We start from the raw sequence: 15,583 nt of genomic DNA on the forward strand, positions 1-15,583 counted from the left end.
TATGTACGTTAAGTATTTTTGTCGGCATTAAGAGAAGAGTGCAGACGTTCATTGTCCTATTAAACCGTGGTAAGCAAGCTGATTATGAATAAAACTCCAAGTTCCGTCGATGTCGCTAAAGCAGCGGGTGTTAGTCAATCCATGGTGAGTAGAGCGTTTACACCAGGTTCTTCGATTAATCCTGACAAAAGAGCGTTAATTATTGCGAAAGCGAAGGAACTTGGCTATCGGCCTAATATCATGGCGCGCTCCATGATTACAAAAAAAAGTAAGATTATCGGCTTCGTATTTGGCTATTTGGAAAACCAATATTATCCACTTGCACTAGAGAAAATGTCCCGTGAATTTCAGGCTAAGGGTTACCATAGTTTGATGTTTTTCTCGGATAATCAAAGCTCTGCCGATGACATAGTTCAAGAGTTTCTCCAGTATCAGATTGATGCCGTGGTGTTAGCGTCTGTTTCCTTATCCTCCGATTGGATCGATGCGTGTAATTCACTGTCGGTCCCGGTAGTGCTGTTTAACCGTGCGATTAAAACCGATGATGTTACTTCTGTGACGTCTGCCAACTATGAAGGTGGAAAAACGGTGGCGCGTTATTTGGTAGAAACAGGGCATAAAAGAATAAGTTATATTTCAGGTTTCGTAGAGTCTTCAACGAACAAAGATAGGGAGCGTGGTTTGAATGATGGTCTAGAGGATCACGGGATGACATTGTTCTCTGTTGAAAGTGGTAATTATGATCAAGAGCAGGCGAGAAAAGCGACACTGGACATGTTTTCTAGCGATAAAGCAGAGACGCCCGATGCACTTTTTGTCGCAAGTGATCACATGGCATTTTCCGTTCTTGAGACCTTAAGATATGAACTTGGCTTGAGAGTGCCTGAAGATGTTTCTGTTATAGGGTACGATAACGTTCCCCTAGGTGCCGCCCCTTCTTATAATCTCACCACCATGAGTCAGCCCGTTGATGACATGGTTTCTCATACAGTTAACGCCGTTATGAGTCGCATAGCCCAGCCCAGCCTTAAGCCAGAAAGAATTGAAATTCCTAGTCATTTAATCCAACGTAAAACCGTCAAAAACCGCCTTCTTTCTTAGTTGTTATAAGCACCTTAGATTGGGTTATATAATTTTAAAAATACGCTTGCATACGTATTCAAATTAATTCAGAATGCCAATACAGCCTGATAACTAAAAATAAAAAAGGACGGTAACAATGAAATTGAAAACCCTTGCAATCATTGCAACTCTAGGTATGACATCAGTGGCTTCACAAGCTGAAACCGTTATTCGTGTCGGTCTTGCAACCCCTAAAACATCTCCTATTTACCAAGCGCTTGAATACTTCAAAAACACGTTGGATAAACGCTCAAATGGTGATTTTGACGTACAACTTTTTCCTGGCGGACAGCTAGGCAGTGTTAATGAAATGACTGAGTTGGTTCAAGCGGGCTCAATACAAATGACGACGGGTGCGTCTGTATTGCTGTCTTCTGTCGTACCAGAATTTAATATATTAGATACCTTTTATCTTTTTAAGGATAAGGAACAAGCACGTCGTGTCCTAGATGGGAAAGGCGGAGATATGCTTAAAAAAGCGATGGAAGAAAAAGGCCTTAAAGGGGTAGGTTTCTTTGAACGTGGTTTTAGAGATTTCTCTAATAATCGTGCGCCATTGGATTCAGTTGAAAGCTTCAAAGGTTTACGGATGAGAGCGGCATCTAACCCTACTCAAATCGCGGCTTGGAAGTCTATTGGTGCTGCGCCTATGCCGTTAAACTGGGGTGAGATTTATCCTTCTCTACAGCAAAGCTTAATAGATGGACAAGAAAGTGCGCTGTCGTCTATGTATCTTGAGCATTTTTATGAAGTTCAAAAATACATCTCTCTGACGCAGCATAGTTATACCGCAGAGGTTTGGTTTACCAATACAGATTTCTGGGACAGTTTATCGCCTAAACAGCAAAAATTACTTAATGAAGTCGCTATAGAAACGGTTAGTCTCGAAAGAAAACTGACTGTCAAAGCAAATAATGACGCGTTAAATGCGATGAAAGCGAAAGGCTTGATCGTAAATGAAGTACCACTGAAGGTAAAAGAAGCATTAGGTAAAAAGATGAACGAAACCATCAAAGGCGACATTGTTAAGCATGTCGGTCAACGTTTCTACGACCAATTTAACGCACAACTTTAAAATACTCCTAAATTATATTTGCTTAACTATTTGGTGGTGAATAGATATTCATCACCATTTTCAAAAGGTCTACTATGAAGTTTTTGCATAAATTAGATGAAGCTTTCGAGCCGGTTTTAATTGTTACCGCAGTTTCTTTAATCGTTATTTTGATTTTTACGAACGTTATTTTAAGAATGTTTGACACTACCTTACCTTGGGCAGGTGAGATGTCGCGTTATTTATTCGTTTGGATGGTGAATCTTGGTATTAGTTACGGAATAAAGAAAAAAAGACATTTGAGAGTGTCTTTCCTATTGGATTTGTTGCCTAGGAAAATGAGTGTGCTTGCACATATTTTCTCTGACATTATCTTTATGGTTTATTCTTTTATTGTCTTATATTACGGTTATTTAGTGATGGCTAAAGCCGTTGGTCGGCATCAAATAGCACCAGCGATGGAGATATCAGTTGGCTTTCTTTATGGTGCTTTAGTTGTCGGTTCTCTATTAAGTATTATTCGGTTAGTGATGAGTATAAATGAACACCGAATTAACTTTAATTCTTCAGTAGAGGTTAAATAGCATGACCATTCTTATTCTATTCGGTGGTTTTTTTATCCTAATGCTGCTTGGCTTACCTATTGGGATTGCACTTGGCTCTGCTAGTATTTTAGCCATATTATCCTTACCATTTCTTTCCTTACAGTTTTTTACTCTGGGATTAATTGGAGGTCTAAACTCTTTTACTCTGTTGGCTGTTATTTTATTCACTCTTGCTGGCAATTTAATGAGTCAAGGTGGCATTTCAGATAGGCTACTTAAAGTCGCCTATGCATTTTTTGGAAATACAAAAGGTGGTCTAGGAACAGTCACTATTATTGCTTGTTTGTTTTTTGCTGCGATCTCAGGAACAGGTTCTGCGACTGTTGCGGCAATAGGCTTAGCCATGATCCCCGCTATGGTAAAAAACGGATATGACAGACCATACGCTGGTGCCATGGTCGCGACAGCAGGTGGTTTAGGTGTAATGATTCCACCCAGTGTTGTGATGATTGTTTATGCCGTCACAGCGGGTGTTTCCGTTACATCTATGTTTGTAGCAGGGATAATTCCTGGTTTGGTCGTCGCGGTCGTTTTGATTATTTATAACTTATTTCAGTCTAAACGATTCGATTCACATAATTTAAAATTTGATACTTCTTGGGGCGCAAAGCTAAAAGCTATTAATGAAGCTAAGTTGTCCTTGCTTATGCCTATTCTGGTCTTAGGTGGCATTTATAGTGGCACTGTTACACCGACAGAGTCTGCGGCTGTCGCAGCGGTATTTGGTTTTATATTAAGTGTGTTTGTTTACAAAGAACTGCCTTTTAATAAAGTGCCAAAGGTTATTCTTGAATCTGCATTATTAGTATCTTCAGTTCTTATTATTGTTGGAGCGTCTGTTGCTTTCGGTCGAATAATGGCATTGGAACATGTGCCATCCATAATTGCTAATTTCGTTGTTGGTTTAACGGATAATAAAATACTAATACTCTTAAGCATCAATTTGTTGCTTTTGATTGTAGGTACTTTTTTAGAAACATTGGCGGCGATTGTTATATTGACACCAATACTCTTGCCTGTAGTCACTCAGCTAAATGTTGATCCTGTTCACTTTGGTATTATCATGATTGTCAATTTAGCAATCGGATTTGTAACACCACCTTTGGGTGCGAATTTATTCATGGCCGCTCAAGTCGGTAATATAAGATATGAACATTTGTCGAGAGCAGTAATTCCTTGGGTGGCAATAATGATATTTGCACTGATGCTAATAACATTTATCCCGACCCTTTCTTTATTGCTTCTCAGTTAAGTGAGTAAGTTAAGTCAATTTAGTTAAGTTTATTGGTCAAGTAATTAAGTGAAGTAATGTCAGTTAAATAAAAATTAAAATACTAATGAGGTCCATCATGGCGATTTATTTAAAAACAGGTAAAGAAGAAAGTGTTGTTGCTGAAATGAATGCTCAAGTGAGAGCCATTGTTGAGTCAGCTATTCTTGATGTTGAAGCTCGTGGCGATCTAGCAATTCGAGAAATGTCGAATAAGTTCGATAATTGGGATCGCGAAAGCTATCAATTAACACCACAAGAAATCCAAGCATGTCTAGATAGCCTAAGTGATCAAGAGCTGAAAGACATCGAATTTGCTCAAGCACAAGTTCGTCGTTTTGCAGAACATCAAAAAGCGTCCCTTCGTGATATCGAAGTGGAGACCTTACCTGGTGTTATTTTAGGTCATAAAAATATCCCAGTTAACTCGGTTGGTTGTTATGTTCCGGGTGGTAAATACCCAATGGTTGCCTCTGCGCACATGTCTGTTCTGACGGCAAACGTTGCTGGTGTTAAGCGTATCGTTTCTTGTGCTCCGCCATATAAAGGCAAGCCATCTGCTGCGATTGTTGCTGCACAGCATCTTGCTGGCGCTAATGAAATTTATGCTTTAGGCGGTATTCAAGCCGTTGCTGCGATGGCCATTGGTACCCAAACGATTAAGCCTGTTGATATGCTGGTAGGTCCGGGCAATGCCTTTGTTGCTGAAGCTAAACGTCAGTTGTTTGGGCGTGTTGGTATTGATTTATTTGCTGGCCCGACAGAAACCTTGATCATAGCTGATGAAACTGTAGACGGTGAGTTATGCGCGGTTGATTTGCTAGGACAAGCGGAGCATGGCATTAACTCTCCCGCTATTTTACTAACCAATTCAGAGCAGTTGGCGAAAGACACGATGGCTGAAGTTGAACGTCAACTTAAGGTACTGCCTACCGCTGATGCGGCGCGTCAAAGCTGGGAAGAATACGGACAAGTTATTGTGGCTGAGAGCTATGATGAAATGTTGACCATTGCTGATGATCTTGCCTCTGAGCACGTACAAATCATGACGGATCGCGACGATTGGTTTAAAGATAATTTAACTAATTACGGCGCTTTATTCTTAGGCCCACGCACTAACGTTGCTTTTGGTGATAAATGTATTGGTACTAACCACACACTACCGACTAAAAAAGCGGCTCGTTTCACCGGTGGTTTATGGGTAGGTAAATTCATCAAAACCTGTACTTATCAAAAAGTACTAACAGATGAAGCGTCTGCTTTTGTTGGCGAACATTGTTCTCGCCTTTGTGCTTTAGAAGGTTTTGCTGGACACGGTGAGCAAGCAAATATCCGTGTTCGTCGTTACGGTAATCGTATCGTAGAACCATACAGCGCTGTTCAACCTGAGTAATGATAATGAATTTACCTAAAACACCGTCTTTTAATCTCCAAGGCAAGCGTGCCTTGGTAACCGGTGCGGGTAGAGGAATAGGCCTAGCATCAGCTGTCGCGTTAGCGGAAGCTGGTGCTAGTGTCACCCTTACTGCTCGTAGTCAACACGAAATAGAAAGCGCCGCTTTGGCTATTAGAGAGAAGGGCTGGCTGGCAGAATCTAAAACTCTTGATGTGACGGATCTTAAGGCCGTTGAAGCGTTTATTCAGCAATCTGAGCCTTTTGATATTTTGGTCTCAAGTGCTGGTGGGGCTCGACATAAGTCGGCTTTGGATGTGACAGAAGAAGATTTTGATTTCACGTTGTCTTTGAATACAAAATCTGCATTTTTTGTTGCTCAGAGCGTCGCGAAAAAGCTGATAGAGCATAATTTACCCGGTAGTTTAATTACCATATCCAGTCAAATGGGACATGTTGGTGGCCCAGATAGAGCAACTTATTGCGCAAGTAAACATGCCATAGAGGGCTTTACGAAATCGATGTCTAGGGAGCTCGGTGCTCATAACATTCGCATCAATACTTTGTGTCCTACTTTTATCAAAACACCATTAACCGAGCCTTCTTTAAAAGATCCAAGCTTTAAAGCCTATGTCGAAAATATGATCGCTTTACAGCGTGTGGGTGAGATTGAAGACATTATGGGGCCTATTGTTTTCTTGGCTTCTGATGCCAGTGCTCTGATGACAGGCAGCGCTTTAATGATTGATGGTGGTTGGACTGCGTATTAACTTATATTTAGGGTGAGTAAATTGACAAAACAAACATTAGAAAAACGTATCGTTCGATATGGCGAGTTAGTGCCTTGTAAAACCGCCTTCATTGATACTCATACTCCTGGGTCTGATCAAAAAGAAAATTTCACCATCATTGGGGCTGGAGTGTCTGAGAGTCCTGATCAACACGTCCATATTCGTGAAACGCCTGGGTTTAATATCGGTGCGGCGGGTCAACCTCCTAAATGTACGAACTCTTTGCATACCCATCGCACTGCAGAAGTTTTCTTTGTTCAGAAAGGAACATGGCGTTTCTTTTGGGGAATAGACGGAAAAGATGGTGAGTTTGTTGCTAAAGAAGGTGACTTATTTAATATTCCCACCGGTATTTTTCGTGGCTTTGAAAATATTGGTGAAGAGTACGGCATGATCATGGCGGTGCTAGGTGGTAATAATGCAGGCGGTGGGGTTATTTGGGCGCCTCATGTGATTCAAACGGCAAAAGAGCATGGTTTGATTTTGGCTGAAACCGGCCGTCTTTATGACACCAAGAAAGGAGAGTCTCTGCCTGATGGCGTCAATCCAATGCCACTTTTGACGGCTGAAGAACTTGCCGCTTTTCCTGTTGTAAATGAAAGAGATGTGATTCCACATTACGTTGCCCGTTACCTAGATATAAAAGCCATGGGCAATAAAGAAACCGTTCAAGTGCTTGGCGAACACGGAATTCTTAAGGATCGCCCTGGCTTTGAAATTGATTTTCTTCAAGAAGGACAAAAAGGCTTAGGCGAGAGCTATCGCAGTGATCAGCACGAGGTGTTCATGGTGCATGATGGCTATTGGAAAATTCAGGTTGATGGTGAGTCTGCTATTTTAGCGCCGGGCGATACCTGTGCAGTGCCACCAAACGCAGAGCGTAGTATTCAGCCTAATGTCAGTGGCACCACTGGGTTGTTCTTAATACGTAGCACGAATGATGAAGCAGGCTACACTCAAGGTGCCTAATTCTACGCTCCCTTTAGTGTTGATCCCTGGCATGATGTGTGACCATCGATTATACACGCATCAAGTTGCTGCATTGAGGGAGAGCAGAGAGGTTCTTGTTGCACATGTGGACCAAGGGTGTTCCATGGAAGCCATAGCAAAATCGGTTTTCTCACAGATACCTTGGTCACGGTTTGCACTGGGCGGGCTTTCTATGGGCGGTATTATTGCGATGGAAATGGCGCGCCAGAAACCAGAATTGATTGCAGGTCTTGCGTTAATGGATACCAACCCATGGGCTGAGATTCCTGAAGTAAAAGCATTGAGAACGCCACAGCTTGAGCTGGCAGAGCAAGGCAAGTTTCTTGATGTGATCGAACAGCAAATGGCACCAAAATATGGCGGATCTGCCGCTGAGCAAGAGGGGCAGCTAGGGCTTGTTTTGGCCATGGCAAGATCGCTTGGGAAAGAGGTGTTTATTAATCAATCAATCGCTCTGCGAGATAGGCCAGACCAAACAGAAACCCTGAAAAAGTTTACCGGGCCCAGCATTGCATTATGCGGTGAGCATGATCAGCTTTGCCCATTGGATCGTCATCAGGCAATTTGTCATCTTATGCCAAATTGTCAGCTCCATGTTATCCCTAATTCGGGTCATTTAATTACCTTACAGATGCCATTGGCAACGAATACACACCTTGCTCATTGGTTGGAGACACTTTTATGATATTTGATAAAGCGTATTTTGATGCATTGCGTTCTGTTGATACACCGACCATAGCAAACGCTATAGAGGTGGTATTAGGAAAACGCCAAGGCGATGGTTTTACCCGTAAAACAGTGCTCGCTGCTGACCCTACATTGCCTCCTATTTGTGGCTATGCTCGAACGTCTAAAATTAAAGCAGCAGCGCCAACAACAGAAGATTCGGACGTTATCGCAACGCGAAGAATGGCTTATTATAAGTACATGGCCGATTCACCTGAGCATAGTATTGCTGTGCTAGAAGATTTAGATTACCCAGATTGCGTTGGTGCTTACTGGGGAGAGATAAATACTTCGGTTCACAAAGGCTTTGGTCTAGGTGGAACATTAACGAACGGTGTGATGCGAGATTTGGACGCATTGGCGCCAGGGTATCAGGTGATAGCCGGTTCTATCGGGCCGTCACATGCGTATGTTCGTGTGAAAGAAATTGATACGGCGGTTACGTTATTTGATTTAACCATTCAGCCTGGAGATATGGTTCACGCCGACAAGCATGGCGCTGTTGTCATTCCTAAAGACGCGCAAGCGGGTATGCTAGATGCAATTAAAAAGATGATTGATCGAGAAAAAATCGTTCTCGATGCAGCCAGTAAAGAAGGGTTTAACTTTGAGTTATTCCAACAAGCTTGGGCTGAATTCGAAGCACAAAGAGAAAAGTAGTAGCCAGAATACATAAAAAAAACCCTTGCTCACTTAGCGGTGTGCAAGGGGTTTTATGGTTAAGACGTGTGCTGTTCTAAGCTCAATCTACTTTACGACTTTATAAATAGCGACAATGTCTTCATCAGCATAGCCGGCTTTGATTGCTTGCTTGAAAGATTCATTGGCGATGGCCGCTGTGGGTAAAGGGAGGTCAAGTTTGTCGCCTAGTGCTACCGCGAGGCGCATGTCTTTTTGCATGTGTTTAAGCGGGAAGCTGGTGGTGTAGTTTTCTGCTAGAAGCATGGCTCCCTTGCCTGTAAACATGGGGTTGGTGATGGCACCAGCGGCGATTACTTCGAGAATCTGTTCGCCCTGTAACCCTGCTTTTTGACCCAGTGACATGCCTTCGCTGAAAATACTGAGCATGCCGCCCATCATCATGTTGACAACCAATTTCATGTTAGCGCCTTGGCCAATTTCGCCAAGATAAGGTGCCATTTTACCCATTACATCAAACGCGGGTAGGGCATCGTCATATAGGGATTTGTCGCCTGCGGCTAAAATGATCAAGGTGCCGTCTTCAGCGGGTTTTTTAGTGCCAGAAACTGGGGCTTCTAAAAAGCGGCCGCCAGCTTGGGCGATGGTCTGAGCAATAAGTGTTGACGTTGTGTCATCAACGGTAGACATGTCAATGTAACCGCGACCTTCACCAATGCCAGCCGCGACGCCGTCAGGTCCTTGGCAAATAGCCAAAGCGGCTGCAGGGTCAGAGACCATGGCAAAGGTAATATCACACTGTGCCGCGACGTCTTTTGGTGTGGTGCCTTGCTTGGCGCCTAGAGCGACTAACTCGGTTGTTTTCTCAGGGTTACGGTTCCAAACTGTTACATCAAAACCAGCTTTGACTAGATTAACCGCCATTGCTTTACCCATGATACCTAAGCCTAAAAATCCAAAACTTGTCATAACGCTCTCTCTTAGATCTGTGTCATTTTAAATGTAGAAGTGGTTAGAAAATTAACTTGTCCGAATCCATGCCTTATTCAGTGCATGCCTTATTCAGTGCATGCCTCATTCAGTACATGTCTAGCTCAGTACACGTATAGCTCAGTAAAAGTCTAACGCAGTAAAAGTACTATATAGAACCTTTGGTGTTGAAGCAGTGTCTGTTTAGCGCTTTTTGGAAATCAAACCTTTTACTTTGCAATATCCTTAATTTTGCCATGTTGCTCTTTGTTTTTAAGCAAAATTCATCACACAAACGCCATTTATTGACTGCTTATGATGTGTTTTAGCGGCTTTTACGCGCCCAGTGAGCCACTCAGATTTTAGCATTATGATGTGATTGCACCTTGTCTAACCGTTCCGCTTTTTTCAGTGTGCGCTACCGAACAGAGCTCCGTCTCCTTTACGCTATAAAGTAAGTATCCGCGCCTTTTGGGATTCAATTGTTTCTCGACGCGATGAAGTGGAGGTTTATATGCATAACGAATACTGGAGTGGCTGGAGTTGGCTTTTATGGGTTGCTATCTGGTTTCTGATGATTTCGAGTTTTGGTCATTGGGGTTATAGCTACCGGTCAAATCGTCGTTATTTTTCTCAACCGCAAAAAACAGCGCTAGACATTCTCAATGAACGATACGCACGAGGTGATATCGATCAAGAAGAGTTTACTCGTATCAAACATGACATCAGTAGTAATTAATAGGGAGTAAAACACCATGCAAACGGCAAGGCTATCATCGGATCAATTGGACTTAATGGATCGATATTGGCGCGCGAGTAATTACTTGTCAGCAGGCCAAATTTACCTTTATGACAATCCTCTATTAACGCGGCCTTTAGTGCTTGCTGATATTAAACGCATATTGCTTGGTCATTGGGGAACCACCCCAGGGCAGAATTTTATTTATGTTCATCTTAATCGCATCATTAAACAATACGATTTAAGTATGATTTACATCTGTGGTCCCGGTCATGGTGGGCCAGCCGTAGTAGCTAATACCTACCTTGAAGGCAGTTACAGCGAGATTTACCCTAACATAAGCCAAGATACCGCTGGCCTACAAAAACTCTTTAAGCAGTTCTCTTTTCCGGGAGGTATTCCTAGCCATGCGTCCCCCGAATGCCCCGGTACGATCAACGAGGGTGGTGAGCTTGGCTATTCTTTAAGCCATGCTTTTGGTGCGGTGTTTGATAATCCAGAGTTGATTGCCGCCTGTGTTATTGGCGATGGCGAGGCGGAAACTGGCCCATTAGCCACAGCATGGCATTCCAATAAATTTCTTAACCCTGTTAGTGATGGCGTTGTGTTGCCGATTTTACATTTAAATGGCTACAAAATTGCTAACCCGACGGTGCTCGCACGCATTGGTCATGAAGAGCTAGACCAGCTGCTGCATGGTTATGGTTGGTCGCCAATATTTGTTGAAGGTGACGATCCTACATTGATGCATCAAGCCATGGCCGCAGCCCTCGATCATGCGGTTTGTGAAATAAAAGACATCAAGCTTCAAGCCAGTCAAACAGAGGGTTTTGAACGACCTCGCTGGCCAATGATTGTTCTGAAATCACCCAAAGGGTGGACGGGTCCTAAAAAAGTCGACGGTGTTCAAATCGAAGGCACTTTTCATGCCCATCAGGTGCCGATTACCAGCCCTTCTGCACACCCTGAACACTTGGCGTTATTAGAAGAATGGTTAAGCAGTTATCGTCCTCAAGAGTTATTTGATACTAACGGCCGCTTGTTACCAGAACTGGCTGCCTTGGCGCCAGAAGGCGATCGTCGTATGGGCGCAAATCCCCATGCTAACGGCGGGCTTTTGCTTAAAGCCTTGAAGATGCCAAACTTTAAGGATTATGCCTGTGATGTTCCTACACCGGGAGTGTCTGGCATTGGCGATACTCACGTGCTTGGGCCATTTTTGCGGGATATTATTACGTTTAATCAGGACAATTTTCGTATTTTTGGCCCTGATGAAACGGTTTCTAATGGATTGGCCGCGGTGTTTGAAACCACACAGCGTCAATGGGTGGGAGAAAACAAAGACAACGACGAATACCTTGCGCCAAGTGGCCGGGTGATGGAAATGCTGAGTGAGCACCAGTGTCAGGGATGGCTAGAAGGGTATTTGCTGACAGGCAGACATGGTTTATTTAATTGTTACGAAGCCTTTGTGCATATTATTGATTCAATGTTTAACCAACATGCAAAATGGCTAAAAGTGGCCGGTAAGCTACCGTGGCGACCTAAAATCGCATCGCTTAATTATTTGTTGGCTTCCCATGTATGGCGTCAAGATCACAATGGTTTCTCACATCAAGATCCAGGGTTTATTGATCATGTCGTGAATAAAAAAGCCGAAATTGTGCGCGTGTATCTTCCACCAGATGCTAACTGTCTGTTGTCTGTCATGGATCATTGTTTGCGTAGCAAGCATTACGTTAACGTTGTGGTCGCGGGCAAACATCCAGCGCCACAATGGCTGGATAAAGACGCCGCCGCGGAACACTGTGCTGCCGGTATTGGTGTTTGGTCATGGGCGAGTAATGATGAGCAAGGTGATTCGGCAGATGTTGTGATGGCTTGTTGTGGCGATGTGCCAACGTTGGAAACATTAGCCGCGGTTTCAATCTTGAGAGAGTATCTTCCAGAGCTGCGCATTCGTGTGGTAAATGTCGTTGATTTAATGAAATTACAACCTAAATCCGAGCATCCACACGGCCTTAGCGAGGACGCGTTTGATGCTTTGTTTACTCAAGATAAACCGATCATTTTTGCTTTTCATGGTTATCCAACCCTGATTCACAAACTGACTTACCGACGTACCAATCATCGTAGTATTCATGTTCATGGATATAAAGAAGAGGGCACGATTACCACGCCTTTTGATATGACGGTCTTAAATGATTTGGATCGCTTTCATTTGGTTATTGATGCAATTGATCGGTTACCGCAAACCGGTAAAAAAGGTCTTGAATTGAAACAAAGATTAACCAAGAAATTGCTCGAACACCGTGAGTACATTAATGAATTTGGTGAAGACATGCCGGAAATCCGTAACTGGCGTTGGACTCCCCGCTAAGTGACGACTTAATCGTTGACGAGCCTTAGCTCTTTTACTCTTAAGGAGTGGATGTCTAAGGCTCGGTTCTCTAAATACCAGCGTCACTCTGAGTTAACCGATAGCGCCATATAATAAAAAAGGGTGCAGCCAATGGTGGGCTTACTCTAAGCCTGATTTTTAACAAAATCGCCTGCATAAATTCGATCTGCAGAGCAGTATAGGAAACAGCCATTATGGAACCCAATACCGAACAAGCGAACACTTCTAAAGCGAAGTCGGGAGCTGCGTCTGGTGTGAAGGACGATCTCAAAACTCTGCCTTTGTCAGAAGTAGAGAAAATGTTAGCAACGTCATCAGACGGCCTCACTCAAGAAGAAGCGACAAAACGATTGACCCAATATGGGCCAAATGAATTAGATGAAAAAAAGACAAATCCAATATTAAAATTCCTCTCCTATTTTTGGGGTCCTATTCCTTGGATGATCGAGGTGGCTCTGGTTTTGTCAGGAGCACTTCAGCATTGGGCGGATTTTTTTATCATCCTCTTGTTATTGGTGGCCAACGCCGTTGTTGGTTTCTGGGAGGAACATACCGCTGGGAATGCCATCGATGCTCTTAAAGCTCAATTAGCAATCAAAGCGCGAGTGAAACGCGATGGAAAATGGGTCAACCCACCAGCAAGAGACTTGGTTCCTGGAGATATTATTCGCCTTCGTTTGGGCGATATTGTTCCTGCTGACGCGCGACTATTAGAGGGCGATCCGGTTGAAGTGGATCAATCTGCATTAACAGGAGAGTCATTGCCCATTGAATGTGCATCAGGGGAAGCGGTATTTTCAGGCTCTATCATTCGTCAGGGTGAAATCAGTGCGTTGGTTTACGCTACGGGAACGAATACTTATTTTGGTAAAACCGCATCGTTAGTACAAGAAGCCGTTACCGTGAGTCATTTTCAAAAGGCGATATTAAAGATAGGCAACTATCTCATCTTATTAGCGCTGGTTTTAGTCGCTGTCATCATTGGTTTTGCGGTCTACCGGGGCGATGCGTTTTTTACAACCTTACAATTTGCATTGGTGTTAACCGTAGCCGCGATTCCTGTTGCGATGCCGACGGTATTATCAGTCACCATGGCGGTTGGTGCTCGCCTGCTGGCGCGCAAAAAAGCGATTGTCAGTAAGTTAGTCGCGATAGAAGAATTGGCGGGTGTAGATGTTTTGTGTGCGGATAAAACCGGGACCTTAACACAAAATAAATTAACCTTAGGCACGCCATTTTGTTTAGACGGAGTGACTGCCGACGAGGTCATTCTCAATGGTGCACTGGCATCGCGTGCAGACAATAATGACACAATTGATTTAGCTGTATTAGGTGGCCTTAAAGACAGCGATTTATTAAAAGCTTATGAAGTGGTGCATTTTCAGCCTTTTGACCCGGTTCATAAACGCACTGAAACAACGGTGAAAACCAAAGAGGGTAACTCCTTTAAAGTAACGAAAGGCGCCCCTCAAGTCATTATGTCGTTGGTTTCAAATGTGGATCAATTTAAAAATGAGGTTGAAAATGCGGTCAATGAATTTGCAGCTCGAGGCTTTCGCTCACTAGGGGTAGCGCGGACAGACGAGGGCGGTAAGTGGCAATTTGTTGGGATCTTACCGCTGTTTGATCCACCACGAGAAGACGCTAAAGAAACCATCGCAACCGCTTTAGAATTAGGTGTCACTATTAAGATGGTGACGGGTGATGCGCTGGCGATCGCCAAAGAGACCGCTAAGAAATTGCATTTAGGTGCCAATATTCTTGATGCCGTTACGCTAGGAGATTCTAAGAAACAGGAATCGGCGGCTGTTGGTGAGTCCATTGAAAAAGCCGATGGTTTTGCTCAAGTATTTCCAGAGCATAAATATCATATAGTAGACGTTTTACAGAAACGGGGCCATATGGTTGGCATGACGGGAGATGGCGTTAATGATGCTCCAGCACTTAAAAAAGCCGATTGTGGTATCGCGGTGTCGGACGCAACAGACGCAGCACGTGCCGCTGCCGATATCGTACTAACGACCCCTGGTCTGTCGGTCATTATCGATGCGATTAAAGAAAGTCGTCGCATATTCCAACGCATGAACAGTTATGCCATCTACCGCATTGCTGAAACGTTGCGGGTGCTGTTGTTTATGACAGCAGCGATTCTGTTCTTCAATTTCTATCCATTAACAACGGTTATGATTGTCATGTTGGCGTTACTCAATGATGGCGCGATCTTATCCATTGCTTATGACAATGTGAATTATAAGAAGGAACCAGAAGTCTGGAATATGCGTTTAGTATTGGGCATTGCTACCGTTCTTGGTGTTATTGGCCCAATTGCTTCTTTTGGATTGTTTTTCCTTGGTGACCGCGTCTTCCATATGAGTCATGAGATGCTGCAACCCATGATGTATCTGATGCTCTCTGTGGCTGGACACTTGACGATCTTCTTAACGCGAACACGAGGTCCATTTTGGTCTATTCGTCCCGCGAAGGTGTTGCTGATTGCCGTCGTTGCTACTCAGATCCTCGCGACCTTTATCGCTGTATACGGGTTCCTGATGCCAGCACTTGGCTGGAAATGGGCGGCTTTCGTCTGGGGCTATGCACTGATCTGGGCGCTTATTAGTGACAGATTGAAATTGCTTGCTTACCGCATTTTTGACCCTGTCAAAAAAGCCTCTGCCTAAATTAACCATTAAAGAATCTCTGTGCGATAGCGCACAGAGATTCAAGTAGTAAGGCCGTATGATCAAAAGATTATTTTCCGTTTCCAAGACAACTTTCAGGCCATTCCTACGCTTCATTTCTTGCTAGGAGAAAATTGAATCGCTCTTGGACATTGAGCTTATTACTTCACTCAATCAACTGAAGTGTTGTTCGCTTAAAGGTCATT

General features: G+C 43.5%; 13 protein-coding genes. 12 read left to right on the forward strand and 1 reads right to left on the reverse strand.

The features are described from left to right. The first annotated feature begins 84 nt into the window (after positions 1–84). The 9 genes from E0D70_RS05400 to E0D70_RS05440 all read left to right on the forward strand — a co-directional run bounded on the left by E0D70_RS05400 (position 85) and on the right by E0D70_RS05440 (position 8,611). Positions 85–1,101, forward strand: a complete 1,017-nt coding sequence (locus E0D70_RS05400) for a LacI family DNA-binding transcriptional regulator (RefSeq protein ID WP_207923205.1) — start codon at positions 85–87, stop codon at positions 1,099–1,101. 118 nt (positions 1,102–1,219) lie between these two features. Next, positions 1,220–2,197 carry a TRAP transporter substrate-binding protein gene (locus E0D70_RS05405; RefSeq protein ID WP_133011260.1) on the forward strand — a complete coding sequence of 326 codons (978 nt, stop codon included), beginning with the start codon at positions 1,220–1,222 and terminating at the stop codon, positions 2,195–2,197. A 74-nt stretch (positions 2,198–2,271) separates the two neighbouring features. After that, a complete protein-coding gene (locus E0D70_RS05410) occupies positions 2,272–2,760 on the forward strand; it encodes a TRAP transporter small permease (protein WP_133011261.1) in 489 nt (162 codons plus the stop codon). A 1-nt stretch (position 2,761) separates the two neighbouring features. Next, entirely contained in the window at positions 2,762–4,033 is a 1,272-nt protein-coding gene (locus E0D70_RS05415; protein ID WP_133011262.1) for a TRAP transporter large permease, read from the forward strand. Positions 4,034–4,130: 97 nt separating this feature from the next. Next, complete coding sequence (hisD, locus tag E0D70_RS05420; protein WP_133011263.1) at positions 4,131–5,444, forward strand: histidinol dehydrogenase; 1,314 nt, start codon at positions 4,131–4,133, stop codon at positions 5,442–5,444. A 5-nt stretch (positions 5,445–5,449) separates the two neighbouring features. Then, positions 5,450–6,214, forward strand: coding sequence for an SDR family NAD(P)-dependent oxidoreductase (locus tag E0D70_RS05425; protein ID WP_133011264.1), 765 nt, complete (start codon positions 5,450–5,452; stop codon positions 6,212–6,214). Positions 6,215–6,235: 21 nt separating this feature from the next. After that, entirely contained in the window at positions 6,236–7,204 is a 969-nt protein-coding gene (locus E0D70_RS05430; protein WP_133011265.1) for a cupin domain-containing protein, read from the forward strand. Further along, positions 7,173–7,910: an alpha/beta fold hydrolase gene (locus E0D70_RS05435; protein WP_207923206.1), complete on the forward strand. Its 738-nt coding sequence runs from the start codon at positions 7,173–7,175 to the stop codon at positions 7,908–7,910. Before E0D70_RS05430 ends, E0D70_RS05435 begins: the two co-directional genes overlap by 32 nt. Then, positions 7,907–8,611, forward strand: a complete 705-nt coding sequence (locus E0D70_RS05440) for an RraA family protein (protein WP_133011266.1) — start codon at positions 7,907–7,909, stop codon at positions 8,609–8,611. The genes E0D70_RS05435 and E0D70_RS05440 overlap by 4 nt, the downstream gene beginning before the upstream one ends. A gap of 87 nt (positions 8,612–8,698) precedes the next feature. Here the strand turns inward: E0D70_RS05440 and E0D70_RS05445 are convergent, their stop codons facing one another. Beyond that, positions 8,699–9,559 carry an NAD(P)-dependent oxidoreductase gene (locus E0D70_RS05445; protein WP_133011267.1) on the reverse strand — a complete coding sequence of 287 codons (861 nt, stop codon included), beginning with the start codon at positions 9,557–9,559 and terminating at the stop codon, positions 8,699–8,701. 514 nt (positions 9,560–10,073) lie between these two features. Between E0D70_RS05445 and E0D70_RS05450 the strand changes: the two genes are divergently transcribed. From E0D70_RS05450 to E0D70_RS05460, 3 genes are all read left to right on the forward strand, one after another. Then, positions 10,074–10,298, forward strand: a complete 225-nt coding sequence (locus E0D70_RS05450) for an SHOCT domain-containing protein (protein WP_133011268.1) — start codon at positions 10,074–10,076, stop codon at positions 10,296–10,298. 16 nt (positions 10,299–10,314) lie between these two features. After that, complete coding sequence (locus E0D70_RS05455) at positions 10,315–12,678, forward strand: phosphoketolase family protein (protein WP_133011269.1); 2,364 nt, start codon at positions 10,315–10,317, stop codon at positions 12,676–12,678. A gap of 215 nt (positions 12,679–12,893) precedes the next feature. Further along, positions 12,894–15,377: a plasma-membrane proton-efflux P-type ATPase gene (locus E0D70_RS05460; RefSeq protein WP_133011270.1), complete on the forward strand. Its 2,484-nt coding sequence runs from the start codon at positions 12,894–12,896 to the stop codon at positions 15,375–15,377. Positions 15,378–15,583 lie beyond the last annotated feature (206 nt).

This window comes from Marinomonas flavescens, from assembly GCF_004352835.1.
In the GTDB taxonomy this organism is placed as follows: Bacteria; Pseudomonadota; Gammaproteobacteria; order Pseudomonadales; family Marinomonadaceae; genus Marinomonas; species Marinomonas flavescens.